The organism is Helcobacillus massiliensis, from assembly GCF_014191425.1.
GTDB lineage: Bacteria > Actinomycetota > Actinomycetes > Actinomycetales > Dermabacteraceae > Helcobacillus > Helcobacillus massiliensis.
Map to the genome: position 1 here is coordinate 768,145 of NZ_JACHWP010000001.1, position 24,909 is coordinate 793,053.

The 24,909-nt window shown below is 67.4% G+C and carries 27 protein-coding genes and 1 tRNA gene; 9 read left to right on the top strand and 19 right to left on the bottom strand.

Going from position 1 to position 24,909, the window contains the following annotated elements; all coding sequences use genetic code 11:
• Positions 1-30 precede the first annotated feature (30 nt).
• From FHX50_RS03520 to FHX50_RS03555, 8 genes are read right to left on the bottom strand one after another with little or no spacing between them, the layout of a single operon-like run.
• Entirely contained in the window at positions 31-420 is a 390-nt protein-coding gene (locus FHX50_RS03520) for an FKBP-type peptidyl-prolyl cis-trans isomerase (RefSeq protein ID WP_183374490.1), read from the bottom strand.
• Positions 421-452: 32 nt separating this feature from the next.
• Positions 453-1,406, bottom strand: coding sequence for an FKBP-type peptidyl-prolyl cis-trans isomerase (locus FHX50_RS12330; protein WP_183374492.1), 954 nt, complete (start codon positions 1,404-1,406; stop codon positions 453-455).
• Positions 1,403-2,797, bottom strand: coding sequence for a Pup--protein ligase (gene pafA / locus FHX50_RS03530; protein WP_183374494.1), 1,395 nt, complete (start codon positions 2,795-2,797; stop codon positions 1,403-1,405). The genes FHX50_RS12330 and pafA overlap by 4 nt, the downstream gene beginning before the upstream one ends.
• A complete protein-coding gene (locus tag FHX50_RS03535) occupies positions 2,794-2,988 on the bottom strand; it encodes a ubiquitin-like protein Pup (protein WP_183374496.1) in 195 nt (64 codons plus the stop codon). The genes pafA and FHX50_RS03535 overlap by 4 nt, the downstream gene beginning before the upstream one ends.
• Positions 2,985-4,724, bottom strand: coding sequence for a depupylase/deamidase Dop (gene dop, locus FHX50_RS03540; protein ID WP_183374498.1), 1,740 nt, complete (start codon positions 4,722-4,724; stop codon positions 2,985-2,987). The genes FHX50_RS03535 and dop overlap by 4 nt, the downstream gene beginning before the upstream one ends.
• Positions 4,717-6,264: a proteasome ATPase gene (gene arc / locus FHX50_RS03545; RefSeq protein ID WP_183374500.1), complete on the bottom strand. Its 1,548-nt coding sequence runs from the start codon at positions 6,262-6,264 to the stop codon at positions 4,717-4,719. The genes dop and arc overlap by 8 nt, the downstream gene beginning before the upstream one ends.
• Positions 6,261-7,283, bottom strand: coding sequence for a tRNA (adenine-N1)-methyltransferase (locus tag FHX50_RS03550; RefSeq protein WP_246370647.1), 1,023 nt, complete (start codon positions 7,281-7,283; stop codon positions 6,261-6,263). Before FHX50_RS03550 ends, arc begins: the two co-directional genes overlap by 4 nt.
• Positions 7,284-7,293: 10 nt before the next feature.
• Positions 7,294-8,421, bottom strand: coding sequence for a site-2 protease family protein (locus FHX50_RS03555; RefSeq protein WP_183374502.1), 1,128 nt, complete (start codon positions 8,419-8,421; stop codon positions 7,294-7,296).
• Positions 8,422-8,504: 83 nt separating this feature from the next.
• Between FHX50_RS03555 and FHX50_RS03560 the strand changes: the two genes are divergently transcribed.
• Positions 8,505-9,431: a PAC2 family protein gene (locus FHX50_RS03560; RefSeq protein ID WP_183374504.1), complete on the top strand. Its 927-nt coding sequence runs from the start codon at positions 8,505-8,507 to the stop codon at positions 9,429-9,431.
• Here the strand turns inward: FHX50_RS03560 and mshC are convergent.
• From mshC to FHX50_RS03575, 3 genes are all read right to left on the bottom strand, one after another.
• Complete coding sequence (gene mshC / locus FHX50_RS03565) at positions 9,428-10,672, bottom strand: cysteine--1-D-myo-inosityl 2-amino-2-deoxy-alpha-D-glucopyranoside ligase (RefSeq protein WP_183374506.1); 1,245 nt, start codon at positions 10,670-10,672, stop codon at positions 9,428-9,430. The two genes, FHX50_RS03560 and mshC, sit on opposite strands and share 4 nt — an antisense overlap.
• A 67-nt stretch (positions 10,673-10,739) precedes the next feature.
• Entirely contained in the window at positions 10,740-11,618 is an 879-nt protein-coding gene (locus FHX50_RS03570) for an undecaprenyl-diphosphate phosphatase (protein ID WP_183374508.1), read from the bottom strand.
• Between the two features lie 107 nt (positions 11,619-11,725).
• Positions 11,726-12,094, bottom strand: a complete 369-nt coding sequence (locus FHX50_RS03575) for a DNA primase (protein WP_183374510.1) — start codon at positions 12,092-12,094, stop codon at positions 11,726-11,728.
• A gap of 86 nt (positions 12,095-12,180) precedes the next feature.
• Here FHX50_RS03575 and FHX50_RS11890 point away from each other — a divergent pair, with 86 nt between their 5' ends.
• Together FHX50_RS11890 and FHX50_RS03585 are read left to right on the top strand one after the other, a co-directional pair.
• Positions 12,181-12,522 (top strand): DUF5703 family protein, encoded by a 342-nt coding sequence (locus FHX50_RS11890; RefSeq protein WP_221187094.1) that lies wholly within the window; start codon positions 12,181-12,183, stop codon positions 12,520-12,522.
• A gap of 26 nt (positions 12,523-12,548) precedes the next feature.
• Positions 12,549-13,040, top strand: a complete 492-nt coding sequence (locus FHX50_RS03585; protein ID WP_183374512.1) for a prepilin peptidase — start codon at positions 12,549-12,551, stop codon at positions 13,038-13,040.
• A 58-nt stretch (positions 13,041-13,098) separates the two neighbouring features.
• On the opposite strand, the gene FHX50_RS03590 is transcribed toward FHX50_RS03585, so the two are convergent.
• On the bottom strand, positions 13,099-13,563 hold the full coding sequence (locus FHX50_RS03590) for a tRNA (cytidine(34)-2'-O)-methyltransferase (protein ID WP_183374514.1): 465 nt from the start codon (positions 13,561-13,563) through the stop codon (positions 13,099-13,101).
• A gap of 191 nt (positions 13,564-13,754) precedes the next feature.
• Between FHX50_RS03590 and FHX50_RS03595 the strand changes: the two genes are divergently transcribed.
• A tRNA-Leu gene (locus tag FHX50_RS03595) sits at positions 13,755-13,840 on the top strand.
• A gap of 199 nt (positions 13,841-14,039) precedes the next feature.
• Here the strand turns inward: FHX50_RS03595 and FHX50_RS03600 are convergent.
• A complete protein-coding gene (locus tag FHX50_RS03600) occupies positions 14,040-15,218 on the bottom strand; it encodes a sensor histidine kinase (protein WP_183374516.1) in 1,179 nt (392 codons plus the stop codon).
• On the bottom strand, positions 15,211-15,882 hold the full coding sequence (locus tag FHX50_RS03605; RefSeq protein ID WP_183374518.1) for a response regulator transcription factor: 672 nt from the start codon (positions 15,880-15,882) through the stop codon (positions 15,211-15,213). Before FHX50_RS03605 ends, FHX50_RS03600 begins: the two co-directional genes overlap by 8 nt.
• 297 nt (positions 15,883-16,179) lie before the next feature.
• On the opposite strand from FHX50_RS03605, the gene FHX50_RS03610 reads away from it, so the two are divergent.
• From FHX50_RS03610 to FHX50_RS03625, 4 genes are read left to right on the top strand one after another with little or no spacing between them, the layout of a single operon-like run.
• Positions 16,180-16,623 carry a hypothetical protein gene (locus FHX50_RS03610; RefSeq protein WP_183374520.1) on the top strand — a complete coding sequence of 148 codons (444 nt, stop codon included), beginning with the start codon at positions 16,180-16,182 and terminating at the stop codon, positions 16,621-16,623.
• 3 nt (positions 16,624-16,626) lie between these two features.
• Complete coding sequence (locus FHX50_RS03615) at positions 16,627-17,682, top strand: peptidoglycan-binding protein (RefSeq protein WP_183374522.1); 1,056 nt, start codon at positions 16,627-16,629, stop codon at positions 17,680-17,682.
• Complete coding sequence (locus FHX50_RS03620; protein WP_183374524.1) at positions 17,679-18,365, top strand: ABC transporter ATP-binding protein; 687 nt, start codon at positions 17,679-17,681, stop codon at positions 18,363-18,365. Before FHX50_RS03615 ends, FHX50_RS03620 begins: the two co-directional genes overlap by 4 nt.
• Positions 18,366-18,380: 15 nt before the next feature.
• Entirely contained in the window at positions 18,381-19,580 is a 1,200-nt protein-coding gene (locus FHX50_RS03625) for an ABC transporter permease (RefSeq protein WP_183374526.1), read from the top strand.
• Between the two features lie 180 nt (positions 19,581-19,760).
• On the opposite strand, the gene FHX50_RS03630 is transcribed toward FHX50_RS03625, so the two are convergent.
• Positions 19,761-20,984 (bottom strand): IS110 family RNA-guided transposase, encoded by a 1,224-nt coding sequence (locus FHX50_RS03630; protein ID WP_183375244.1) that lies wholly within the window; start codon positions 20,982-20,984, stop codon positions 19,761-19,763.
• 385 nt (positions 20,985-21,369) lie between these two features.
• Positions 21,370-22,008: a SatD family protein gene (locus tag FHX50_RS03635; RefSeq protein ID WP_183374528.1), complete on the bottom strand. Its 639-nt coding sequence runs from the start codon at positions 22,006-22,008 to the stop codon at positions 21,370-21,372.
• 38 nt (positions 22,009-22,046) lie between these two features.
• Here FHX50_RS03635 and FHX50_RS03640 point away from each other — a divergent pair, with 38 nt between their 5' ends.
• Positions 22,047-22,451 (top strand): hypothetical protein, encoded by a 405-nt coding sequence (locus FHX50_RS03640; RefSeq protein WP_239375809.1) that lies wholly within the window; start codon positions 22,047-22,049, stop codon positions 22,449-22,451.
• Here the strand turns inward: FHX50_RS03640 and FHX50_RS03645 are convergent.
• The 3 genes from FHX50_RS03645 to ruvX are packed head-to-tail and all read right to left on the bottom strand — an operon-like array spanning position 22,417 to position 24,909.
• Positions 22,417-23,274 carry a shikimate dehydrogenase family protein gene (locus tag FHX50_RS03645; protein WP_239375808.1) on the bottom strand — a complete coding sequence of 286 codons (858 nt, stop codon included), beginning with the start codon at positions 23,272-23,274 and terminating at the stop codon, positions 22,417-22,419. The genes FHX50_RS03640 and FHX50_RS03645 overlap by 35 nt on opposite strands.
• Complete coding sequence (gene mltG, locus FHX50_RS03650; protein WP_183374534.1) at positions 23,256-24,422, bottom strand: endolytic transglycosylase MltG; 1,167 nt, start codon at positions 24,420-24,422, stop codon at positions 23,256-23,258. Before mltG ends, FHX50_RS03645 begins: the two co-directional genes overlap by 19 nt.
• Positions 24,423-24,444: 22 nt before the next feature.
• Positions 24,445-24,909, bottom strand: coding sequence for a Holliday junction resolvase RuvX (gene ruvX, locus FHX50_RS03655; protein WP_183374536.1), 465 nt, complete (start codon positions 24,907-24,909; stop codon positions 24,445-24,447).

Here is a 24,909-nt window from a genome sequence, read left to right on the forward strand (position 1 = left end):
AGAGGCCGCCCTGGGTGCTGCTGGGGTCGGTCAGTTGGACCGCACCCCGACGAGGTCGCAGACGAAGATGAGGGTCTCGCCGCCCTTGATGACGCCGGGGATGCCGCGCGGGCCGTAGGCGAGGTCCGCGGGGATCTCCAGGCGGCGCCGGCCGCCGACCTTCATGCCCTGGACGCCCTGGTCCCAGCCGGGGATGACCTGGCCGACGCCGAGCGGGAACGTCAGCGGTTCACCGCGGTCCCAGGAGGCGTCGAACTGCTTGCCGTCGCTGAGGCCGACGCCGACGTAGTGGACGTCCACGACATCGCCCTTCTTCGCGACGTCGCCGTCGCCCTCCCACTCGTCGATGATCACGAGCTCGGTAGGCTCTTCGGTGCCGTCCACGGACACCTGCGGCTTGGTGGGGTTCTGCTGGTTCATGAGGGATTCCTTTCGGGTCGGGTGAACGGATCTCATGCCTTGGCGACGTACAGGACGTCCGCCGCGAAGATGAGGGTCTTGCCGCCGAGTTCGTGCTGGGCGGGGTCATCGCCGTAGCCGTCCTTCGGCGGGATCACGAGCAGGTACTGGCTGCCGGCGGCGGCGCCCTCCAGGCCGTTGTCCCAGCCGGGGATGACGCGGCCGGCGCCGAGGGGGAACACGAACGGCTCGCCCCGGTCCCAGGAGGAGTCGAACTTCTCGCCGGTCTCCCAGTCCCATCCGGTGTAGTGCATGACGAGGGTGTCCCCCTTGGCGGCCTTCTCCCCCGTGCCGACGATCGTCGGTTCGGCGACGAGTTCGGTCGGGGCCTTCCCGGAGGGCTTGCCCTTCAGTTCGGGGGCGCCGTTGTCTCCGAGGGTGAACTCGGGCATACCGGAGGGGACGGGCTTCTGTGTGCCCTCGGCGCGCTTCAGGGCGATGCCCTCGAGGTCGCCGACCTGCAGGATCGGCTGCTGGCCCTGCCCGGACTGGTCGGCGGTGAAGCCGGCCTGGGCGAAGCGGGTGCCGACGGCCATGCCGGAGAAGAACTCCGCGGCGCTCTTGCCGATGGTCTTCTCAACGACGGGCAGTGCGGTCGCGCTCTTCTCCTTGAACTCCGAGAACAGTGTGTCGCCGGAGGCCGGGTCGATGAACACCGACCGGGTGATGATCGTGTCGCCCTGCTTGACGGCTGCACCGTCGCCCTTGACGACCACCGTGTTCTCCTGCTCCTTGTACTCGAGCGGGGCGTCGAAGGTGACCTTCGGCTCCTTGCCGACGTTGTCGCTGATCGTGAGCTTGTCGAGGACAGCTCCGCCCTTCTCGGCGGGGGCGGAGGGGTTGGCCGACGGCTTCTGGGTCGTCGACTTGTCGCCACCGCAGGCGGCGAGGGTTCCTCCCGCCGCGGCGGCGGTGAGGGCGGTGACGAGGGTGCGTCGGCTGATCACGGGTTTCCTCCTGGGGAAGCGGGGTCCGCGGCCTCTGAGCGGCTGCGGATGTCGTCGATGAGGGCGTCGATCTCGGCGCTCTCGGTCTGGAAGGGGTCGAGCATGGAGATGGGGCGCTGACCGGGCGCGTTGAGGCGCACACTGGTCCAGTCCACGGCGACGTCGGTGCCGGCGTCGCGGGCGGCGTGCAGCACTCGGCCGCGCAGGTGCGCACGGGTCGTGGTGGGTGCCTGTGTCCGCGCCTGCTCGATGCGCTCATCGGACAGGATCTGCGGGGCGAGGCCGCGGCGCTGCAGCGCCCAGAACACGCCCTTCGTGCGGTCGATGTCGTGGTAGGCGAATTCGAGGCGCTGGATCTGCGGATCGTCGAGGGCGAGGCCGCGCCGCTCAGCAACAGCGTGGAACAGGTCGTGCTTGATCGCCCAGTCCAGTTCGCGGGACACCAGGGAGAAGTCCTGCGTCTCCACGGCGCGCAGCGCGCGGTCCCACAGGTCGAGCATGCGCTCGTCGAGGTCGTCGAACGCGGCGGTGACGGCCTCGAGGAAGCGCCGCTGGATCTGCAGAGCGGTGATGGTGCCGCCGTCGGCCAGTTCGAGGGGCGCGGTGCCGGTGAGGTCGCGGGCGACCACGCGGATCGCTGCGATCGGGTCCTTCAGGGCGATGGTGCCGACGGGGCGGCCCGCCTCGATGAGGCGCAGAACAGCGTTCGTCATCTCGATGCGCATCCACGTGGACAGTTCGCTCATGGTGGAGTCGCCGACGATGACGTGCAGGCGCCGGAACTTCGTGGGGTCGCCGTGCGGTTCGTCGCGCGTGTTGATGATGGGGCGGGCGCGGGTGGTGGCGCTGGAGACGGTCTCCCACATGTGGTCGCTGCGCAGAGAGAAACCGAAGCGGGCGCCGTCCTCGTCGTGGATGACGCCGCCGGCGCCGGTGACGATCTGGCGGGTGATGAGGAAGGGCACGAGCATCTGCGGCAGGCGGGTGAACTCGCCGCGCCGTTCGATCATGAAGTTCTCGTGGCTGCCGAAGGAGTTGCCTTCGGAGTCGGAGTTGTTCTTCAGCAGGTGGATGCGGGCATCCACGCCCTTCTCCTGGTAGGCGGCGTTCGCCTGCGCCACGAGCTGTTCGAATTCGCGTTCGCCGGCGCGGTCCTGGGCGACCAGATCCCAGATGTCGTCGCATTCGGCGGTGGCGTACTCGGGGTGGGACCCGACGTCCAGGTAGAGCCGCGCCCCGTTGGTCAGGAACACGTTGGATGAGCGGCCCCAGGCCACGACGGGCCGGAACAGGTCGCGAGCGGCCTGCTCCACTTCGTGGGCGCGGCGGCCGTCACTGGTGACGACGGTGAGGCCGAACTCCGTTTCGATGCCGGCGACGCGTCGCTTCACTGGCCGCCCTTCTGCACGAAGGACTTCACGAAGCTCTCCGCGTTCTCCTCGAGAACGAGGTCGATCTCGTCAAGGAGGTCGTCGCTGGTCGAGATGGACTGCTGCACCTGGCCGCCGCCGGTGGTGTCGGGGCCGAGGTCGTCGGCATCGTCCTCATTGCGGCCGGGGCCGTGGATCTGTGACTGGCTCATTGCTCCTCCTTCGCACCCGCGGGGCGGGTGGGCGGTTCGTTGTGGCTGGTTGGGGTCTCGGCGGTGGCCGGCTGGGTCTCGATGGCGCGGGCGGCGGCGATGATCGCCTCCACGGGGGCCGACGGGTCCACCCCATTGTCGGCGCACCATGCCTGAGAGCCGAAGCGGGGGTCGCTGAACCGCAGGCGCAGCGCGGCCCCGTCGTCCTTGATCGTGACGGCGTCCCACCCGGCGGAGTCGAGCTCCGAGCGGTGGTGGGTGACGAGAGCACCGCGCAAGTACGCGCGGGTGGAGGTGGGGGCTTCCACCATGGCTCGGCGCACTTCATCGTCGCTGACGAGGGTGCGGGCGCGACCGGCGCCCCGCAGCTTCAGGTACAGCGACTTCGCGGGTCGCAGGTCCGTGAACTGGATGTCGAGGGCGGTGAGCCGCGGGTCGTCCCACTCGAGGCCGTGGCGTGCCCGGAACGACTCCAGCAGGGTGTGCTTGCCGAGCCATTCGATGCGGTCCGCTGCGGCGGCACGGTCATCCGATTCGAGGATGTCGAGCAGCTCGCGCCACTGGCCGATGACGTCGGCGGTCTCCGCATCGCCCACGTCTGCGTGGGCGGCGACGGCGTCGAGGTAGGCGCGCTGGATGCCGAGAGCGGTGATGGCGGAGCCGTCGGCGCACTCGAGGTCCTCACGAAGCGTGAGGTCGTGGGAGACGCGGTGCAGCGCAGCGACCGGGTCGGCGAGGCGGATGTCCGGCAGGATCGCCTCACCGGTCGCCTGCTCCGCTTCGGCGGCGGCCAGGACGAGGGAGGTCATGCCGGTCTTGAGGTAGTTCGGGGTCTCGAACAGGTTCGCGTCCCCGATGATGACGTGGAGGCGGCGGAATCGGGAGGCGTCCGAGTGCGGCTCGTCGCGGGAGTTGACGATGGGCCGGTTCAGGGTGGTCTCCAGCGCCACCTCGGATTCGAAGAAGTCGGCGCGGCTGGACAGCTGGAAGCCCGGCTCCTGTCCGCGGGTGCCGAGGCCGACCCGCCCGGAGCCGACGAGGACCTGCCGGGTGGTGAAGAACGGCAGGAGGACCTCGACGAGGCGGTCGAACGGCACGGCGCGGTCCACGAGGTAGTTCTCGTGGGTCCCGTAGGACTGGCCTTTGCCGTCGGTGTTGTTCTTGTACAGCGCGATCGAGGGGACCGTGTCGGCGCCGTCGATGCGGGCCATGGCGGCACGGGCGATCTCTTCGCCGGCGCGGTCCCACACGAGGCATTCGCGGGCGGTCATGGTCTCCGGCGCGGAGTACTCCGGGTGGGCGTGGTCCACATAGAGGCGGGCGCCGTTCCTGAGGACGGCGTTGCCGATGGCGCGGCGCTGCGCGAAGTGCAGGACGGCGGAGTCATCGAGGTCGCGCGGAATCGATTCGTGGGCGGCCAGCGGCAGGTCCATGTCGACGCTGGGGACGTGCGCGTCCTGCCCCTGGTCGGTGAGCTGGGTGGGGTGGGCGGCGGCGCGGGTGAGTTCGAATCCGCGGGCGTCCCGCAGCGGGGTCTCATCGCCGTAGTCCCAGCGCACCCGTTCCCGATCGGAGTCCTCGAGCAGGGCGTACGCGCCGACGGTGAAGTGCGACAGCTGGATCGAGGCGTTCGCGCCGGCGCGGGCGCGCTGGGCTTCCTCAGCGTGGGTGACGCCGAACTCGATCTCCTGCCCCATCACGCGGCGGGTGCGCAGGCGGATGGGTGCCTCAGGCATGGGCGGCCTCCGATGCTCGGCGCGGATGCATCTGGACGATGCGCTGACCTCGCCGGCCGGCGACGCGCGCCCAGTCGTCCGGGTCGGCATTGGAGGGCAGGTCCTCGTTCTCGCGAAGCTCCGCGAAGACCGCATCCTCCAGGTGGTCCATGGTGATGCCGCGCTCGGCGCTGGCGAGGAAGTCCTTGACGGCCGCCTTCTTCGCGCGGTCCACGATGTTGCGCAGCATGGCGCCGGACATGAAGTCTCCGAAGAACAGCGTCTCCTCGGAGCCGTCGGCGTATTCGACGTCGACGAACGCGAGGTCCTCCGTGCGGCGGTAGATCAGGGCGGCGGTCTGCTCCACGAGGCGGGTGCGGTCCTCCTGCACGGGGACGTCCTCGTTGAGGTAGAGAGCGAGGATCTCGCGGGCGGCGGCTTCGTCGGGCCGCTGGATGCGGATCTTGACGTCGAGGCGACCGGGCCGCACGATCGCGGGGTCGATCATGTCCTCGCGGTTGGAGGCGCCGATGACGATGACGTTCTCCAGGGACTCCACGCCGTCGATCTCGCTGAGCAACTGCGGCACGATCGTGGACTCCACATCGGAGGAGACGCCGGTGCCGCGGGTGCGGAACAGGGAGTCCATCTCATCGAAGAACACCACCACCGGGTGGCCGTCGCTGGCCTTCTCACGGGCGCGTTCGAACACGAGGCGGATGGACCGCTCGGTCTCGCCGACGTACTTGTTGAGGATCTCCGGGCCCTTGACGTTGATGAACCAGGTGCGGCCGAGGGCGGAGTCGGCGTCCTCCCCGCGCATCTGCGCAGCCTTCAGCGCCAGTTCGTGCGCCACGGCCTTCGCGATCATGGTCTTGCCGCAGCCGGGAGGGCCGTACAGCAGCACACCCTTGGGCGGCCGCAGGCCGTACTCGCGGTACAGGTCCTGGTGGAGGAACGGCAGCTCCACGGCGTCGCGGATCGCTTCGATCTGGCCCTGGAGTCCTCCGATGTCGCCGTAGGAGGTGTCCGGGACGTGCTCGAGGACGAGGTCGGTGATCTCCTTGCGCTCCAGGCGCTCCAGGACGATCCCGGCCTTGAGGTCGACCATCAGGTGGTCGCCCGGGCTCAGAGCGGTGCCGGCGAGGGCGGAGGAGGCGTGCATAACGCGCTGCTCATCGGCGTGGACCTGCACGAGGATGCGGCCGTCGGGCAGCTGTTCAACAGCGCTGGCCACGTTGCCGAGGTCGCTGGTGGGCATGGCCTCCACGGCGACGAGCGCTTCGTTCATCCGCAGCTCCTGGCCGCGGGTCAGAGTCGCCGGATCCACCTCCGGGGAGGTTGCGATTCGCAGTTTGCGACCGTTGTGGAGGACGTCCACGGTGGTGCCGTCGGCGACCTGGAGGAACGTGGCATACGGGTTCGGCGGGTCCGCCATGCGCTCGAGGTCGGAGCGCAGGTCGAGGATCTGCTCGCGCGCCTTCGTGAGGGAGGCGACGAGCCGCTCGTTCTGCTTCGCGAGGCCGTTGAGCTCGGTGCTGAGCTCCTGGTACGTCTTCATCGTGTCCTTCCCTGGCGGATGTCCCGCAGGGCACGGCGGGACTTCTTCTCGGCAATGCCGCGCTCCCCGAGGTCCTGCGCGGACCATTCGGAGTCGGAACCGCCGAAGCCGTCGTTGTCGGGGTGGTTGAGTTCGGCTTCGTCCCGGGAGCCGGGGGCCGGGCGCTGCTTGCGCCGCAGGGCGAGGCTTCCGCGGGCGGTGCGGCGGGCGGTCAGCAGGAAGCCGGTGTGGGAGTTCATGCGGTGCACGGGTCTCACGGCGAGGCCGTCCAGGTGCCAGGGACGCATCATCGTCTCCCACGCGTCCGGTTCGGTGAACTCGCCGTGGTCGCGCAGCGCCTCCACGGTGCGGGACATCTGGGTGACGGTCGCGATGTACGCGAGGAACACGCCGCCGTCCTCGAGAACGTCCGCGGCCTGATCCACGCACTCCCACGGGGCGAGCATGTCCAGCACCACGCGGTCGGCCCGCTCCCCCTGCTCGGCGAGGGCGACGGCGCCGTCCTGGAAGTCGCCGACGCTCAGGTCCCACCACGCCGGTTCCTCACCGAAGAACGCCCGGACGTTCTCCCGTGCCACCTCGGCGAAGTCGGAGCGGCGCTCGATGGAGCGCAGAGAACCCGTCGGCCCGATGGCGCGCAGCAGCGCGATGCTCAGCCCCGCCGAGCCGACGCCGGCTTCGATGACACGCGCGCCGGGGAAGACGTCCCCGTACATGAGGATCTGTGCACTGTCCTTCGGGTAGATGATGGCGGCGCCGCGGGGCATCGCCATCATGTAGTCGTTGTACAGCGGTCGGAAGGCCTGCAGCTGCTGGCCGGCGCTGTTGGTGATGACGGTGCCGTCGGGCCTGCCGATCAGGTCATCATGGCGGATGAATCCGCGGTGGGAGTGGAACAGCGTGTCCGCTTTGAGGGTGATGGTGTTCATCCGTCCCTTGGAGTCGGACACCTGCACCTTGTCGCCCTCGACGAACGGACCGGTTCGGTCCAGACGCGGGGTCATCGCTTCTTCCTGCATGCTCACCAGTCTAGTGATCCAGGCCCAGCGCAGTGTTCACGCTCGTGGCGCGGATGGCGCCGATGATGCGCCCGTCACTGCGCTGCACCAGGAACACGGCCGCATCGGCCGCCACCATCGCCTCCAGCAGATCCGGACCGCTGAGGTCCGCCCTGATGGCCGGCGCCGTCCCCAGCGACAGGGCGACTGCGGACGCGGGGACGCTGCCGCGCTGCTGCGGCGGAACCGAGGCGACGGCGTCGGGGTCGAGCAGGACCACGGTCCCGTCGGCCCCGACGAGGAGGCCCTTCCTCTGCGGGCCGGCGGCGGCGAGTGCGGTCTCGAGGCTCGCGGCGGGCTCCCAGGGGCCGACGGGCTCCATCAGCGCCTCGGTGCTGAGGCCCTGGCTGCGGCGGAGGAGGCGCGATTCGCGCAGCGCCTCACCGGCGCCGCGGAACAGGAACGAGGCGATCAGCAGCGCCCAGATCATGACCAGCAGATCCGGCATCTGTCCGGCGACCAGGCCCCGCAGCAGCGGGATCACCACGATCGCGACGGCGACCACGCGGCCCACCCACGCGGTGACGGTGGTCGCCGTCCACGCGGGTGTCCCGAGCGCGGTGAGCAGTGACTCCACGGCGCGGCCGCCGTCCATCGGAAGGCCGGGCAGGAGGTTGAACAGGGCGAGTGCCCAGTTGAGGATCGAGGCGTAGGCGATGAGGGCGAGCGCCGCGACTGCAAAAGGACTGACCACGACCTGGCCGCTGTGCAGGCCCTCTCGGAGAAGCGATGCCGCGCCGGAGAAGAGGAGGGCGAGCACGATGTTGGCGGCCGGGCCGGAGAGGGAGATCAGCATGGAGGCGACCGGCCGGATCGTCCCCGAACGGTAGGTGGTGTGCCCGCCCCAGAGCGTCAGGGCGATCTCCTGGACGTCCCCGCCGAAGGCGCGGGCGGTCAGGGCGTGGGCGAGCTCGTGGATGAGCACGCACAGCACCATCACGAGGGCGAGGAGCACCGCAGTGGCGATGGCGAGGGAGCTGTCCTGGACGCTGCGGGCGAGCGCCGGGTAGACGATCGCCGCCATCACGATGACGGTGAGGATCGTGGCGGGCGCCACGCGCAGGCGGAACCCGGCGATGCGGGGACCGGTGGGCGTCATCGATTGCTCTCCTCAGTGCAGGCCTTGATCACGGCCTGCCTATACTGGCACGTCGAACTGGCGCTGACGTGAGAGGGAGAACCATGGGTGAGATGAACCGCTCCGCAGCCGCAGGAGAACCCGCAGACTCAGGTCAGGACCTGCGCCGCCGCAGTGCGGCACTGGCCGCGTTCACCGGCTGGAACGACGCCGGCGGCGCCGCCTCCGAAGCGCTCTGCCACATCGAAGAGGAGTGGGGCGCCCGTATGGTCGCATCCCTCCCGGCCGACGACTACGTCGACTTCCAGATGAATCGCCCCACCCTCTCCCCCGTTCTCGACATCAGTGATGACGCGGCGCCGGTGGCGCCGGCCGGTATGTCGACCATGGACTCCCGCAGTGAGATCGTCTGGCCGGACACCCTCATCAATCATCTCGGCCTTGACGAGGACCGGCCCCTGTTCACCGTGCAGGGCCCCGAACCGTCCCTGAAGTGGCGCGCCTTCTGCACTGAGCTGCTCGATGAGCTGCAGCAGCAGGGCGTTGAGGTGCTGGTGGTGCTGGGGGCGCTGCTGGCGGATGCACCCCACACGCGGCCACTGCCGATCTCCGCGACCTGGCGCGCCTGCGATCTGCAGCCCCTGACCGCCACGGAGACCTCCGCCTATGAGGGCCCGATCGGCATCCCGACCGTGCTCGCCGACATGGCCGTGCAGCGCGGCATCCCCACTCTGTCCCTGTGGGTGCAGGTGCCGAACTACGTCGGTCAGGCGCCGGCGCCGAAGGCCGTACTGGGCCTGGTGAAGGCGGTGGAGCGGGAGCTGCAGCTGCGGATCCCCCTCGGCGACCTCGAGGACGATGCGAAGGCGTGGGAGCTGGGACTCAACGAGCTGGCACAGAGCGAAGAGGACATCGGCGAGTACGTCCAGCAGCTGGAGCAGGCGCGGGACGCCGCGGACCTGCCGGAAGCATCCGGCGAGGCGATCGCTGACGAGTTCGAGCAGTTCCTCCGCCGGCGCGGCGACGACTAGAGGCGGACCCCGAGCAGGGCGTCGACGGCGTCGGCGATCCTGATGCTCCCGGCACCAGGGGTGGCGGCTGCGGATCCGCCCATGCCGTCGGCCCACCGGTCGAGGACCTCGAGGGCCCGCGGCGTATCGAGGTCATCGCGCAGTGCGCGGCGCAGGTCCTCGACGACGGCGGCATCCGTCGGCCGCTGCTGGGAGGCCTCCCGGTAGGCGCGCAGACGTTGCTCGGCCTCGCGGAGCTGGTCGTCGCTCCATTCCCAATCCGTGCGGTAGTGGTGGGCGAGCAGAGCGAGCCGGATCGCGGCGGGGTCTACGCCGTCAGCGGTGAGTCGACTGATGAAGACGAGATTCCCGAGGGACTTCGACATCTTCTCGCCCTGGTAGGCGACCATGCCGACATGCGCCCACAGGGTCGCGAACGTGTCCAGACCCAGACCGAGGGCGTGGACGTGCCCCATTTCGTGGTGGGGGAAGACGAGGTCGTTGCCGCCGATCTCCAGGTCGATCGGCATGCCGAGGCCCCGTTCCGCGATGCACAGGCACTCCACGTGCCAACCGGGCCGACCGGGGCCGAGGGCGCGGCTATCGAAGCTGGGCTCGCCCGGCCGGTGCGCCTGCCACACCAGCGGATCCAGGGGGTCCTTCTTCCCCTCCCGCTGCGGGTCGCCGCCGCGTTCGGCGAAGATCGCCAGCGCCTCTTCGCGGTCCATCTGCTCCACGAGCCCGGTGCCGCCTGTCAGGGCGTACTCCTGGTACCAGTCGCTGGAGCCGTCCTCATTGGCGACGGGGTAGAGCATGCCGCGCTCCAGCAGCTGGTTGGCGGCATCGGCGATCGCATCGACCGCTTCGGAGACGGACTCGAAGTGGTGCGGAGGGATGATCCGCAGCGCTTCCATGTCACCGACGAACTTCGCGACCTCCCGGTCCGCCAGCTCCCGCCAGTCGATGTCGTCGCGCTGGGCGCGTTCGAACAGGGGGTCATCGACATCGGTGACGTTCTCCGCGAAGCGCACATCCAGGCCGGCGTCCAGGAGGATCCGGCGCATCAGGTCCGCACTGTGGTACGTCATGGCGTGGCCCATGTGGGTGGAGTCGTACGGGGTGATGCCGCAGACGTACAGGGTCGCAACGCCTTCCACGCGCGGAGCGAACTGCTCCCTGCGGCCCGTGAGCGTGCTGTGGAAGGTGGGCAGGACGCCGCTGGGTTCGATGGTCGGCACAGTGGGCGCGGGCCAGGTCTTCACAGGGGGTCCTTTCGGGAAACGGGAACGGGCATCGGCCGGACGGCCGGTCCGGAGCAGAGGCGGTGGGTCAGGACGCTGCCGGCGGCAGCGGGGAGACCACACCGAAGATCAGCAGGAGGAGCAGGGCCGCGCCGGCGAACAGGCGGTACCAGACGAACACGGAGTAGGACCGGTTCTCGATCATCTTCATGAACCAGACGATGACGGCGAAGCCGACCCCGAACGCGACGAGGGTCGCGATGATCATGGCGAGCAGGCTCGGCTCACCGGCGGCGGCTGCGGCGGCGCGCCCGTCGGCGGTCAGCAGCGGCGGGATCTCCTTCGCCGCCTTGTACAGACCGGAGGCGAACACAGCCGGCAGCGCCAGCAGGAACGAGTAGCGGGCGGCGGAGCGGCGCGTGTAGCCGAGCAGCAGGCCCATGGTGATGGTGCCGCCGGAGCGGGACACACCGGGGATGAGGGCGAGAGCCTGGGCGAAGCCGTAGAGGATGCCGTCGCGCAGGGTGAGGTTCTCCAGTTCCTTCTTCTGCGGGGCGCGGGCGTCGGCGAACGCGAGGATCACGGCGAACACGATGAGCATCGTTGCGGTGATGTAGAGGTTGCGCAGGCTGTGGTCGATCTGCGTTTCGAACAGCAGGCCGAGCACACCGATGGGGATGGAGCCGAGGATGACGAACCAGCCCATGCGCACGTCCGGGTCGGACTGCGGGACCTTCTTCACCAGCGCTTTGAACCACTGGGAGAGGATGCGCGTGATGTCCTTCCAGAAGTAGATGAGGACCGCGAGTTCGGTGCCGAGCTGGATGATGGCGGTGAAAGCCGCGCCGGGTTCGCGGCCCGGCATCAGCAGCTCGCCTGTGACGCGCAGGTGAGCGGAGGAGGAGACGGGAAGGAACTCCGTCAGGCCCTGGACGATGCCCAGGATGATCGCGGTCAGGATGGTCATGTGGCCTCGCTCATCGGGGTGCTGGTTGTGCTCGCACAACGGTACGCGGCGCCAGCTGATTCAGCTGACGCCGCGCCGAAGGGTGATGCAGAAGTCACCGTTCGCGGTCAGTGACGCGAGTCGTCCTCGTCGTCATCGTCCGCGTCATCGGCGTCATCATCGAACTCGTCGTCATCGAGGTCGTCGAAGTCCTCGAAGTCCTCATCGAGGTCGTCATCCTCGTCATCCTCGTAGTCATCATCGTCGTCGTCGAAGTCATCGAAGTCGTCCTCGTCATCGAACACGACGAGCGGGGTGGCGGTGCCGACGGCGTCGAACAGAGCACCGTCATAGATGTCGAACGCCTCGGCGAGGCGATCGTTGGCGCGGTCGAGCGCCGGATCATCCTGGCCGCTGGAGTCGACGGCGGCCGTGTAGTGGCGCTCGAGGGCATCGATCAGGGCGGTGAGTGCGGCGCGAGGATCTGTGGTGCTCATGCCTCGAATCTACCCCGTTCGCCCCGGATGCGACACCCCGTTATCCTGGTCGCCACCATTGGCCCCGTCCCCCTTCAGGAGCGGTGATGACCCGCATTGTGAACCGCCAGACCGAGTCGATGCTGCCGCCCACGTGGAGCCGCCGCAGAATCCCGGGAATCGAGGGCGCTTCGGTAAGCACGATCCCGTCGGCCGGGGGTCGCCGGCGCGGCGAGATGGAGTTCCAGGTGGTGACGGTTCCTCGCGGCTTCACTCTGGGCGAGGTGCGGCAGGCGCTGCAGGATGAGGCGGAGTACGGACGCTGGGAGCTGGCGCGCACGCAGCTGCTGATCGGCGGCGGTAAGCGCGTGTTCCTGCGCCGACGGATCATCCGCGTGCCCTCTGCACAGGACCAGTTGTCCCCGTTCGGCCCGAACAGCGCCCTGTGACGCTCGCGGTGTGATGCAGTAGGGGCATGCCCCTGCTGCTGACCGTCGCTCTGCTCGCCGCGCACCTGCCGTTCGCTGCTGCACTGACGGTGTTCGATGTGCGCGAGCACCGCCTGCCCAATCGCCTGGTGCTGTGGCAGAGCACCTGCGTGGCAGCGGTGTCCTTGGTGGCTGCGGCGCTTTTGCCTGCAGTTCGGGCGGCTCTGCCGGCGTCGATCCTGGTTGCATTCGTGCTCGGTGGGGGCGCTGTGTGCCTGGCGCTGCTGGTGCCGTCGGCGCTCGGAATGGGAGACGCGAAGGTCGTGTTCGCGACCGCGCTGGTCACCTGCCTGCTCGGCGGTGCAGTGATCGTGAGCGCGCTGCTGTGGTTCTGTGCGGCGTCGGCGGTCGGCGCCGTGGTGGCGCTGGTGCGCTCGCGCGGGGACTTCTCATCCCGGTTCGCGTTCGGCCCGGTGATCCTCAGCGTTCCCTACGGCGGTCTGCTCGTCGCGGCGCTGCTCGCCGGCACGCTGCCCTGATCCCGGTGCTCCCCCGGCCGCTCTCGGGGGCCGACGGGGCCCGCACCCCCAGAACAGGTCAGACGCCGCCTGAGAATCCGCGCTGACGCCATGCCTCGTACACCGCAATGGAGGCGGAGTTCGCGAGGTTGAGGGACCGGCGCGCGGGAAGCATCGGAATGCGGACCTGCTGGGTGATCCGCGGGTGGTTCAGGACGCTGTCGGGAAGGCCGGTGTCTTCACGTCCGAAGAGCAGAACGTCTTCCTCGCGGTACTCGATGTCGGCGAAGGATCCGTCGGCCTTGCCGGTGAACGCGAAGACGCGGCTGTCGGGGACGGCGGCGAGGGCGGCGTCGATGTCGGGGTGCACGGTGGTGTCGGCGAGGTCGTGGTAGTCGAGGCCAGCGCGGCGCAGGTTGGCGTCTTCGAAGTTGAAGCCGAGCGGCTCCACGAGGTGGAGGTGGCAGCCGGTGACGGCGGCGAGGCGGATGGCATTGCCGGTGTTGCCGGGGATCAGCGGCTCAACGAACATGATGTGGGGCATGGGGACCAATCTATCGGCACGCACGCGCCCCGGAGCTCACCAGCTGCCGGCAGCGCACAGTCATCGATCCGGGATGCAGCGCACCCCTGCGTGATTCCGTTCACTCGGGGGCGGCTTGGGGGCCTCTCGGTTCGCGCGGCGGGTTTGAGCCGTGCTAGATTCTTATTCGTTGCCGACGAGGCAGTCACCTAGTCCGGGTGGCGGAATTGGTAGACGCGCTAGCTTGAGGTGCTAGTGCCCGCTTAAGGGCGTGGGGGTTCAAGTCCCCCCTCGGACACCGACGGAGCACCCCTCCTGACCTGCGAAAACGCATGGTTCGGAGGGGTGCTCCTTTTGCTGTCCCCGAAGGCTGCGGCTGGTCCGACATCCACACCACCGTGGTCAACGTCGGGGTGTCCTTCGACACCGCTTGCCTGGAACCTGCGGTGCGCGTTCTTGAGCACGCTGTACTCACCGATTCGGTTCGAGTCCTGTCTCTACGCCGGAGCATCCGGACTCGGCAGCGTCACGGTGATGCACAGGCCACCGCCCTCGTTCGCAGCAATGTCGAGCGTGCCGTTCGAACGGTCGACAATTGCCGACACGATCGACAACCCGAGTCCGCTGTTGGTGCCGCCGGTGCGACCCTTGGTGGTCTTGAACGGTTCGGTGAGTTGGCTCAACTGCGCCCCATCAATCAGTTCACCGGTATTGCGCACGGTGAGTTCGGCCATCGAGTCATCACCGGCCACCATCCGGGTACTCACCGTCAGGCTGCCGCCATCGGTATTGTGTTGAATCGCGTTTTGGATGAGGTTCTGTGCCAGCTGGTGAAACAGCCGCTCATCCCCAAACGCAGTGGCCGGGCCGAACTCGCTCGTGACCGCAAGGTCACGTTCGGCCAGCAGCGGCTGCGACTCACGCAGCACCGTCGACACGATCTCGGTCATGTCGCAGCTGGTCGGCTTCACCTTTCCCCCCTCGAGTTCGGCAAGATCAAGCAGCGACTCGACGGTGCGGATGCTGCGCTCATTCACCTGCAGCAGCTTGCGCAGCACATCCCGATCAACCTCTCCTGGCTTCGAGAGCGCCACATCGAGGATGGTTCGGGTGGTGGCAAGCGGCGTGCGAAGCTCGTGCGAAGCGTTAGCGGCAAACCGTCGCCGTGCCGCGGTCGAGTGCTCAATGCTCTCAAGCATTTGGTCGAACGTCTGCGCCAACTCGGAGATCTCGTCGTGAGGGCCGGTGAGTCCAATGCGGTGGTCGAGCCGACCATCCGCAGCCAGCTTCGCAGCCTGGTTGACCGCCGCGAGTGGCTTCAGCATCCGCCCCGCCAGCAACCAGGCAGCAACCGAACTCAGCACCACCAGCACGGCCAACGCAATCGCCGAAACCTGCAGCAGCAGAGTGATGAAATCGGCCTGGCTCTGCACCGCAATCTTGATGTTGTCCGGCGGAACTGCGGGGTCGTCCACGGCAATCACCAGCGGCTCCTGGCTCGGCTGAGCATCAACCGACTCAAACCCGTAATCAGGCACAAAACCAATGAACAGCGTCACCAGGGTGAGCAGCAGCCCACCGCACAGGAACATCAGCAGCGCGTACGAAAACGCGAGCCGAGTGCGCGCCGTGAAACGATGCTTCCGGCGAAGAAGCGTGGGCAGGTGCTTAACCATTGAGCGTCCGGTCGATCGTGTAACCAACACCGTGTTCGGTACGAATCACCCACGGCTCACCAAGCTTGCGCCGCAGCGAACTGATCGTCACCTTCACCGACTGTGTGAACGGATTAGCGTTCTCGTCCCAGGCCTCCTCGAGCAGCGTCTCGGCGCTCACCACCCGCCCGGGCTCGCGCATCAATGACTCAAGCACCGCAAACTCCTTGCGGCTGAGCCGGATATACCGGCCGTCACGGGTGACTTCGTGGCGGAACGGGTCGAGCGTGACCCCGGCCGCTTCATATCGGGTGGGTCGCGTCGTGAACTGACGCCGACCCAGCGCCCGCACGCGAGCCACCAGCTCCGCAAACTCAAACGGTTTCGCCAAATAGTCATCGGCACCCAGCTGGAAACCATCCACCTTCTCTTGGATGCGCCGCGCCGCGGTCACCATCAGAATCGTTGGACGATCCTCGCGCAGGTTGAGTTGCCGACACACCTCGTCGCCACTCACGCCGGGGATATCGCGATCAAGCAGCACGACCTCGTAGTCGTTCATCTCAATGGCTGCCAGCGCATCCCGACCATCAGCCACCGTGTCGGCGGGAATCGAGTGGAGCGCGAGCCCGTCCTGAATCGCTTCGGCGAGATACGGCTCGTCTTCAACGATGAGTACGCGCATGACTCCTCCTGAGAACCGCGGCGCCGCCCAGAAAGCGGCGAAAAGCAACGATGCGGCCGCTCGGACTATGACCAGTGGTCGCCAACCTCAGTCTGGCACGCGACAGGTAAGAGAAACGTAAGCATTTTCTTTTACGCTGCCGCAACCCGCACCCGCGTGAACTGGGACATGTCCTGATCGGCGCCGCCGCAAAGGTGACGCCGGATACATCTCTAAGAAAGTGAATTGTAACCCTCCATGTTCCGTACACGCACCTCACGTACTGCCACAGCAGCACTCCTCGTTGGAGCTGGCGCAATGCTGGCGCTGACCGGATGCTCGGCGAACGATCAGCCCGAACTGCAGCAGAATCACGCAGCCAGCGCCGAACAGTGGCAGCACGACTTCGAGCGCTGCCTCAAAGAAGAGGGCGTCGAGAACGCCGGCATCCCCGTCAACCCCGACGGCTCACCCATCGAGGGTGACGAAGGTGAAGCTGACCTCGAAGCCGCACTGCAGACCTGTTCCGACAAGGTGGGCCCGGCTCCCGAGGCTGCTAACCCGGTAACCGACGAACAGCTCAACGAACAGCTGCTCACCTACGCGAAGTGCATGCGTGAAGCCGGCTACGACGTGCCCGACCCCAAGCCGAACGGTGAGGGCATCACCGTGCAGCAGAACGGTGGCCCAGAAGCCGACCCGGCAGACGTGCAGCGCTGCACCGAAGAAGCTGGCCTCGAGATCCAGGGAGAGCAGCAGTAGTTGATGCGCAAGAAGCGAATCGCAGTCATTTCGGCCGCAGGGGTGCTCGCCATCGCTGCTGGCGCCACCGGATTCTCGCTCATGGACGGTACGAGCGCCGAAGAGACCACCAAGGCGGTGTCATCATCGGTTGAAACCGCGACCGTGACCAAGACCGACCTGGTTGAGCGCGTCGAAGCGAAGGGCACACTCAACCACGGCAAGCCGGCAACCTACGGCACGCAGCTCACCGGAACGCTCACCTCGGTGGCCGCTCCCGGAACCAGACTCACCATCGGCACCGAGATGATGCGCGTCAACGAACGTCCCGTGTTCGCGATGCGGGGTGAAGTGCCGGCCTGGCGCAATTTTGAGGAGGGGATGTCGAACGGTCAAGATGTGATGCAGCTCGAACAGAACCTCAAGGCGCTCGGCTATTTCGAAGACGAGCCCGACAAGCACTTCGGCCGGGGAACCGCATCCGCGATCGCCCGGTGGAAGAAGGACCACGGCTTTGAATGGAGCACCACGCTCGAACTCGGACGCGTCGTATTCATTCCGAGCGATGTGCAGGTGAGCTCGCAGAAGGCAAGGGCAGGGGATGCGGCGAGCACCTCGGTGCTTGACGTCACCGGCACTTCGAAGGTCGTCACCGCCGAGGTGCCGCCGAGTATGCGCAGCCTGCTGCCGGTGGGTGCGAAGGCAGACATCAAACTGCCCGACGGGAAGACCACCGAGGGCGTTGTTGAAGCAGTCGACCCGTCCGTAGAGAAGGAGGACGAATCGGGACAGAAATCGGTCAAGGTGCCGGTGCGTCTGTCGCTCACCGATCCTGCCGCCGCTGAGGCCTATGCCGACGTGACCGTGAGCGTGGTCACCACTCGCACCACCGCCAAGGGTGTGCTGGCGGTGCCAGTGCGTGCCCTGCTCGCCGAGCCCGGCGGCAAGTACGCCGTGGAAGTCATCAAGAACGGCGAAGCCACCCGCGTGCCTGTTGAAATCGGTGCATTCGCCGATGACCTGGTGGAGATCAAGGGCGGCGACGTGCACGAGGGCGACGAAGTGGCGGTGGGCGAATGACCCCCGACCTGCCACTGCTGACACTCAACAGCGTGTCGCGACAATACGGTTCGCCACCAACAACTGCTCTCGATGACGTCAGCTTCACCGTGAATTCGGGCGAAATGGTGGCCATTACCGGACCGAGTGGCTCGGGAAAGTCGACGCTGCTCAACCTCGTAGGCACGCTCGACCGGGCAAGTGACGGCGAGATCACCATCGCCGGCCACCGCGTCTCGGCAGCGAGCGACGCGAAGCTCTCGGCGCTGCGAGCACACCTCATCGGGTTCGTGTTCCAGCAGTACCACCTTGAGGATGCGCAGACCGCTGCCGACAACGTCGCCACGGGACTGCTCTACACCGGTATGCCGCTCAGGGAGCGGCGGGCACGCGCCCGCGAAGCGCTCGATCGCGTGGGCCTGGGAGATCGAGCCCATCACACGCCACGCCAGCTCTCGGGCGGGCAGCGGCAGCGCGTGGCGATTGCGCGAGCCGTTGTCGGCGACCCGCCGCTGCTGCTCGCCGACGAACCCACCGGTGCGCTCGACACTCGCTCGGGGGCGCAGGTAGTCGACATCCTGAAGGATCTCAACCGCACCGGCACCACGGTGCTGGTGATCACGCACGACCGTGAACTCGCAGCGGGATTCCCGCGACAGATCAGCATCCGTGACGGTGTGCTCGAATCTGACACCCAGCAATAGCGGAGGAGGGAAAGCATGACACTCGATCCAGAAGAATCACGCTCGCACCTTCGCCAAGAAGACCTGCTGCGTTTGGGCTGGCAGGGCCTGCGTGCGCACCCCGTGCGGGCCACGCTCTCGGCACTGGGAATTGCCATTGGCATCGCCGCGATGATTGCCGTGATCGGCATCTCGCTGTCGAGCCAGGCAAAGATTCAGGAGCGGCTCGCATCGCTCGGCACCAACCTGCTCACGGTGTCGGCCGGTAAATCATTCAGTGGCGACTCGGCCGAGCTGCCGGTCGACTCCCCCGAACGACTGCAACGCATCGAAGGCATCGAACAGGTGGGCTGGGTGGGTGACCTGCCTGAGGTGGCGGCCTACCGCAGCAGCTATATCGATCCAGGTTCGACCAACGGCCTCAACGTGGCCGCAACCGACACCGGGCTGCTGTCGGCAACTTCCAGTGAGCTGCACAGCGGCAGCTGGTTCAACGACGCCAACAAGCAGTACCCCACAACCGTGCTGGGGACAACCGCGGCCAAACGACTGGGCGTCGTCTCGCCCGGCTCAATGGTGAATATTGGTGGCCAGAATCACACGGTGCTGGGCATCCTTAAGCCGTCAGCGCTCGCACCCGAACTCGACACTTCGGTGCTGGTAGGCGCGCCGCACGCCGCCGAGCGACTTGGTTTCACCGGTTCGCCCACCACGCTCTATGAGCGTTCGACTGACGCCTCAGTGGAGTCGGTGCGCGAACTCATCCCAGCCACAATCAACCCGAAATCGCCCAATGAGGTGAGCGTGAGCCGGCCGTCCGACTCGCTGGCCGCACAACACGCCATCGACACCGCCTTGACGGGCATGCTCGTCGGTGTGGGCTCGATCGCACTGCTCGTGGGTGGTATCGGCGTGGCGAACACCATGGTCATCACGGTGCTCGAGCGTCAGCGTGAAATCGGTCTGCGCCGTGCCCTGGGAGCCACGCGTGCGCATGTGCGCAAGCAGTTCTTGATGGAAGCCGTGATGCTCGCCACATACGGTGGTACAGCCGGGCTCGTGCTGGGTGTGGGCTGTACCGTCGCCGTTTCACTGATCAACGGTTGGACGCCCACGGTGCCTCCGCTGATTGCCGCACTCGGTGTTGCGGTCACCATCCTGGTTGGCGCCATCGCAGGCATGCTGCCCGCCATGAAGGCGGCCAAGGTGTCGCCCACCGAGGCACTCGCGGCCTAGCGCCAGGTGCTTCGCGCTCCAGCAGGCTCGCGGTGGTGAGCATCGCCGCGATCACAATCGCGAATGACTGGAACGCCATATCGCTGCCGGTTGCAGGCAGCCCCCCTGTGCGACGGCATCCTCACCATAGGCGTGAGTGCTCACATCGCCCCTTTCGGGGGGGTGTCCCTATGTTTCGAGTCAAGCCGCGAGAGCGGTCGGCTCGGGGGTAGGGGCGGTTGTCGGTGGCTGGTAGTAGGTGCCGTCGCGGAGCATGGCGTAGATGACGTTGCAGCGGCGGCGGGCTAGGCAGATCACGGCGGCGTTGTGCCGTTTGCCTTCGGCGCGTTTGCGATCGTAGTAGGCCTTGGAGATGGGGTCGTGGTTGGAGGCGACCCAGGCGGAGTAGAACAGGGCGTTCTTCAGGCGTTTGTTCCCTGACCGGGCGGGGAACTCTCCGCGGATCGAGGTGCCTGATCTGCGGGTGACCGGCGCGATCCCGGCATAGGCCGCGAGGTGGCTGGCGGACTCAAACGCGGAGCCATCACCGATCGCGAGGAGGATCTGGGCGGCGGTCTTGATGCCGATCCCCGGCATGCTCATCAAGACCGAGGCGAGAGGGAAGTCCTCCAGCATGCCCTCCACTTCGTGGGCCACGGTCGCGCGCTGTTCTTTCAGCTCTTTAACCTGGCCAGCGACTCGGGGGATCACCAGCTCAACCGCTGCGGTGGCGGGCACGATGACGGTCTGCTCGCTAAGGGCTGTGAAGATCTGCTCGACCAGCGTCTCGGGGTCGCGGCGTGAATGCGCGCGGGCGAACCGCAGCACCTTCCCTCGGCCGGCACTTCGGAGGCCGGTGGGTCCGCCAAACTTCTCCAGCAGGTCCAGCACGAGCCCAGTGGAAAGCTTCCCGCCTGCGAAGACGCGCTCGAGCGCGGGGTGGATCTGGGTGAGCAGGGACCGGATCCGGTTCAGCGCCCTTGTGGTCTCGTGAGCGAGGTCCTCATCGAACCCGGCCAGAACCTTCAGCGCGGAGAGGACCTCGCTGTCACGATCGACCTGCCGGAGGGTGTGAGGCATGGTGCGGGCCGTGTCGGCGATGATGAAAGCATCCCGCGCATCAGTCTTTGACCTGCCCGGATACAGATCCGCGGCCTTCCGCATCGCCAATCCGGGAAGGTAGGCGACTGTGCAGCCGGTATCCCGGGCCACCGCGATCGGCAACGCTCCGATGGTGTTCGGCTGATCGACGACCAGCAGAACTTCGCCGTGGTTCTGCAGCTGGGTGAACAGCTCGCGAAGTTTGGTCTCGTCCTGCGGGAGGGGCTTGTCGAACAGCTTGTTCCCCTCCGGGTCGAGTGCGCACGCGTGGTGAGCTGTCTTCCCGACGTCCAGGCCGATCACGACCGCGAACCCTGTGTTCATGACGCTGTCCTCCTCATCACTGCTGGCCGCAGTCTCGACACCCGATGCCGGCACCCACGTTACGAAGAGACCTCAGACAGAGCTGGGCCGTGTCCCTATCAGCGGTCAACGCGTGTCTCTCGACCGGGCGGCAACACCCCCCGGACCATCAATGGCAGGGCAACAAAGCCATACCCGGCCGAGCGACCAGACCCCGTCCATCGGGGTGCTCACAAGGTAACGGGTGCTTTCCGGGCTCACGAGCGGCCTGATCGTTGCCTGAGGAAGGAGTTCAAGCCCCCCTCGGACACCGAAGGAAACCCCTTCTGATCAGCAGAGATGCGGATCGGGAGGGGTTTTCGCATGCGCCCTGGCAGCATGCCCAGCACCATGGCGGCTCATGCGTTCAGGGAAGGACCCACGTGCCCTGCAGCGCCTTGGCAAGAGCACGCAGACGGTTCGTCACGATGCGCTGACTGATCGCGGATGCGGACACTCCGTCCGCTTCAGCGAGAGCCGCTACGTCCTTCCCCTCCAGGAGGCCGAGGAGCGTCCTCTGCGCGCCCCCGCGCAGATCGCTGATGGAGATGTCCAGCCACTGCAGCAGCGACTCCAGCTCTGCGGCTTCTTCTCGGCCCGCGCGCGCTTCCCGGACACCGGTGCGCACGCCGTCGAATCCAGCGGCGTCCGACAGCGTCCGCACCGCTTCGATCGCCTCGCGGGCACCCCACCAGGCACTGCCGTCCTGGATGCCGGTCTCCTCATCGATGATGCGGACCTCTCCCCCACCAAGACCGAAGCGGACATCGGCTGATCCGAGCATGTGGAGGCGCAGCAGGTGCGCGGCGCGCAGTGCGGCGCCGAGCGTCGAATAGACTCCCTGGAACTCGTCCCCCACCGTGGGACGCAGCGGATCCAGCGCGTCGACCGCCTCGTTGACGGCGTGAGCCGCTGTGGTAGCTTGCTTCTGGCTCTCAGCTCGGGCTCCGTCGCGGGAGCGGACGATGTCCACGAGCACCGCCACACATGAAGCTTGAGCCTTCATTTTTGCCATAGTACGAGATTACCTTCATGGACGGTGAGATGTCAGCCCTCATCCACGCGCTGCTGATCGCCGCGTTCGGCGCGGCCACCCTCCTCGGCAACCTCATCGTCCGCCGGCTGCTCTCCCGCATCACCACCAGCACTCCCCCGTCGGCCCCACGGGATCTCCTGAGCCGCGAACGGGACCTGCCCGGCGGCCGCTGGATCGGCACCCTGGAGCGCCTCGGCATCTACGCCTGCATCGTCGCCGGCTTCCCCGTGGGCATCGGATTCGTCCTCGCCATCAAGGGCCTCGGCCGCTACCCCGAACTGCGAGCCCAGGACGAACCCGCGATCGGCGAACTGTTCATCATCGGCACCCTCGCCAGTGCCCTCTGGGCATGTGCGTGCGCCGGCGCCGCACTCGGGCTCAGCGCACTGCTGCGAACACTGCTGCTTCCATAGCCTCCGCCGGCGCCTGCTCCACCCCGAGCATCAGCTCCACCTGCCGCATCGCCTGCCTCGCCAGCATCGCCCGGCCGTCCATGGTGACGTCCGCCGGGACCAGACCGTCGAGGACCGTCGGCAGCGGGTGGTAGAGGACGTCGAGGAACGCCCCGGCGCGCTGAGGGGCCGACGGGGCAGCCTCCAGCACCGACGCCAATGCCCGCGCTCCCGGCTCCGCCAGCGCGCTGATCACTGCGTCCGCGCCGAGGAGACGCGGCGCATCCGCAAGCGTCCCGGTGCGCACGGTCAATCCGCGCGCGTCAGCGAACTCCACGAGCGGCACCAGCTTCTGCGCACTCCGCGCCAGCAGCGTGACGTCCTCCGCGCCGAGCTCGTGCATCGCCGCGAGGGCAGAAAGGGCGGTCGCGCCGGAGCCGAGGATCGCCGCGCTGGCCGGATCCCCAACACCGGCGTCGCGGAACGACTGGGCGATGCCGTGCACATCGGTGTTGAATGCGGCCCACCGCCGCTCAGCACCCGGCGACGTGGGCAACGAGATCAGCGTGTTGGCGATGCCCAGATCCTGGGAGGCGCGATCATGGGCGAGTGCTGCAAGGAACGCCGACCGCTTGTGCGGCATGGTCACCGAAATGCCGGTGAACGCCTGCAGGCCGGTGCTCAGCGCATGCTCGAACCCGTCGGCGGGCACCCTCACCTTCTCGTACCGCGCATCCTGCACACCGAGAGCCGCATAGGCGGCGGTGTGCAGAGCCGGGGAGAGCGAGTGATCGATCGGATCACCGATCACGCAGAAGCGCCGCGTCACTTGTTCTTGGCCCACTCCCGCCATTCCTTCACGTACTTCTCGTGCTCGGCATTGGTGGTGGCGAACTTCGTCTCACCCGTATCGGTGTTGACGGTCACCCAGTACAGCCAGTCGCCCTTCGGAGGATTCAGCACAGCGTCGATGGACCTGTCGCCAGGGTTGGAGATCGGTCCGATCGGCAGCCCCTTGTGCTTGTACGTGTTGTACGGGGAGTCGATCGCGCGCTCCTTCGGCGTGGTCGAGTAGCCCTTGCGCACATCGCCCACCGCGTAAGCGACCGTGGAGTCCACCTGCAGCGCCATCGGAGTGCCGCCGGCTTCGCCGACTCCCTTGAGGCGGTTGTCGATGGTGCGGGCCACCTTGCCGAAGTCCTCGTCGCTGCGCGCTTCGCGCTCCACGATGGAGGCGCGGGTGAGGACGTCGTGCTGCTTCTTGGCCGGGATGCCCTTCTCCTCCATCTTCGACTGCATGCGCCCGGCCATCTCCGTGAGGATCTCCTTCGCATCAGCGTCGTCGGAGAAGGTGTAAGTGCCGGGCCACAGGTAGCCTTCGGCGCTCTTCGCCTTGTTCTCAGGAATGCCGAGGGCGGTGTAGTCCTTCGCCGCCTTCTCGAACTCCGCCACGGGGATGCCGGTCTGCTTCGAGAGGGTCTTGAACACCACCTTGTTCGGCGAGCCTTCCGGAATGGTGACGCGCACCCCGGCGGCGCTCTGCGGATCCAGCAGCGCATCCAGCGCCGCCGAGGAGGACATCTGCTTCTTCAGCTTGTACTGGCCCGGGTGGATCGAAGCGGCCTTCGGTTCGTTGGCGAACAGGGTGACGAACGGGCCCGTGGACTTGATGACGTCCTTCTCAACCATCTTCTTGGCGATGTCGGTGCCGGTGTCGCCATCCTCCACCGTGATGACGGCTTCGCCGCTGCCGGAACCGGTGTAGTCGTCCGCTTCCTGTTCGATGCGGTGACCGGTCACCCACTTGTAGCCCTCGTAGGCGCCGAGGCCGAGGCCGGCGAGCACCAGCACCACCAGCAGCAGGGGGAGACAGCGCTGGATGCCGGATGGCTTGTCGTTGCCCCGACGAGCAGCGCGGCGGCCGCGGGGCCCGCCGTCGTTGCCGGGTTCGTCTGGGGATTCGAACAGGTCGTCGAAGCTGTCGTGGGCCACTGGGCGCCTCCTTGGGACAGGGTCAGTTCAGGGGGATGCCGGCCGCGCGACCGGTGGAGCGCTCCTGATCCAGAGCGGTCTGCAGAATCATCACTGCGGCCACCTGGTCCACTACGGAGCGGTGCTGCTTCGTCTTCCGGCCCGAGGAGCGCAGCGCCTGGTGCGCACTGACGGTGGTCAGTCGCTCGTCGATGAACCGGATGTCGACGCTCTCGGCTGTGTCGCCGAGGGCTGAGTGGAGCTCGTCGGCGAACCGGCGGGCCTTGTCAGCGGCAGCCCCCTCGCTGCCGTTGAGGGATCGCGGCAGGCCGATCATGACCCGTCGCGCCTCATCCCGGATGCAGAGCTCGGCGATCTTCGCCGCCGCCGTGGGACGCTGGAACGTCTCGACGGGGGTGGCGATGAGGCCGTCGAGGTCGCTGCGGGCGCAGCCGACCCGGACGTCGCCGACGTCGATTCCGATGCGGATGAATCGCTCGGAGGTCAT

Coding starts and splice junctions, on each gene's coding strand:
- FHX50_RS03590 (WP_183374514.1), bottom strand. CDS start 13,563: ATGCCCCACATCATGTTCGTTGAGCCGCTGATCCCCGGCAACACCGGC.
- ruvX (WP_183374536.1), bottom strand. CDS start 24,909: ATGACCTCCGAGCGATTCATCCGCATCGGAATCGACGTCGGCGACGTC.
- FHX50_RS03520 (WP_183374490.1), bottom strand. CDS start 420: ATGAACCAGCAGAACCCCACCAAGCCGCAGGTGTCCGTGGACGGCACC.
- FHX50_RS11890 (WP_221187094.1), top strand. CDS start 12,181: ATGACCCGCATTGTGAACCGCCAGACCGAGTCGATGCTGCCGCCCACG.
- FHX50_RS03635 (WP_183374528.1), bottom strand. CDS start 22,008: ATGAAGGCTCAAGCTTCATGTGTGGCGGTGCTCGTGGACATCGTCCGC.
- FHX50_RS03615 (WP_183374522.1), top strand. CDS start 16,627: ATGCGCAAGAAGCGAATCGCAGTCATTTCGGCCGCAGGGGTGCTCGCC.
- FHX50_RS03625 (WP_183374526.1), top strand. CDS start 18,381: ATGACACTCGATCCAGAAGAATCACGCTCGCACCTTCGCCAAGAAGAC.
- FHX50_RS03620 (WP_183374524.1), top strand. CDS start 17,679: ATGACCCCCGACCTGCCACTGCTGACACTCAACAGCGTGTCGCGACAA.
- FHX50_RS03535 (WP_183374496.1), bottom strand. CDS start 2,988: ATGAGCCAGTCACAGATCCACGGCCCCGGCCGCAATGAGGACGATGCC.
- FHX50_RS03630 (WP_183375244.1), bottom strand. CDS start 20,984: ATGAACACAGGGTTCGCGGTCGTGATCGGCCTGGACGTCGGGAAGACA.
- FHX50_RS03560 (WP_183374504.1), top strand. CDS start 8,505: ATGGGTGAGATGAACCGCTCCGCAGCCGCAGGAGAACCCGCAGACTCA.
- FHX50_RS03570 (WP_183374508.1), bottom strand. CDS start 11,618: ATGACCATCCTGACCGCGATCATCCTGGGCATCGTCCAGGGCCTGACG.
- FHX50_RS03555 (WP_183374502.1), bottom strand. CDS start 8,421: ATGACGCCCACCGGTCCCCGCATCGCCGGGTTCCGCCTGCGCGTGGCG.
- FHX50_RS03575 (WP_183374510.1), bottom strand. CDS start 12,094: ATGAGCACCACAGATCCTCGCGCCGCACTCACCGCCCTGATCGATGCC.
- dop (WP_183374498.1), bottom strand. CDS start 4,724: ATGCCTGAGGCACCCATCCGCCTGCGCACCCGCCGCGTGATGGGGCAG.
- arc (WP_183374500.1), bottom strand. CDS start 6,264: ATGAAGACGTACCAGGAGCTCAGCACCGAGCTCAACGGCCTCGCGAAG.
- FHX50_RS03640 (WP_239375809.1), top strand. CDS start 22,047: ATGTCAGCCCTCATCCACGCGCTGCTGATCGCCGCGTTCGGCGCGGCC.
- FHX50_RS03585 (WP_183374512.1), top strand. CDS start 12,549: ATGCCCCTGCTGCTGACCGTCGCTCTGCTCGCCGCGCACCTGCCGTTC.
- FHX50_RS03605 (WP_183374518.1), bottom strand. CDS start 15,882: ATGCGCGTACTCATCGTTGAAGACGAGCCGTATCTCGCCGAAGCGATT.
- FHX50_RS03610 (WP_183374520.1), top strand. CDS start 16,180: ATGCTGGCGCTGACCGGATGCTCGGCGAACGATCAGCCCGAACTGCAG.
- FHX50_RS03550 (WP_246370647.1), bottom strand. CDS start 7,283: ATGCAGGAAGAAGCGATGACCCCGCGTCTGGACCGAACCGGTCCGTTC.
- FHX50_RS03600 (WP_183374516.1), bottom strand. CDS start 15,218: ATGGTTAAGCACCTGCCCACGCTTCTTCGCCGGAAGCATCGTTTCACG.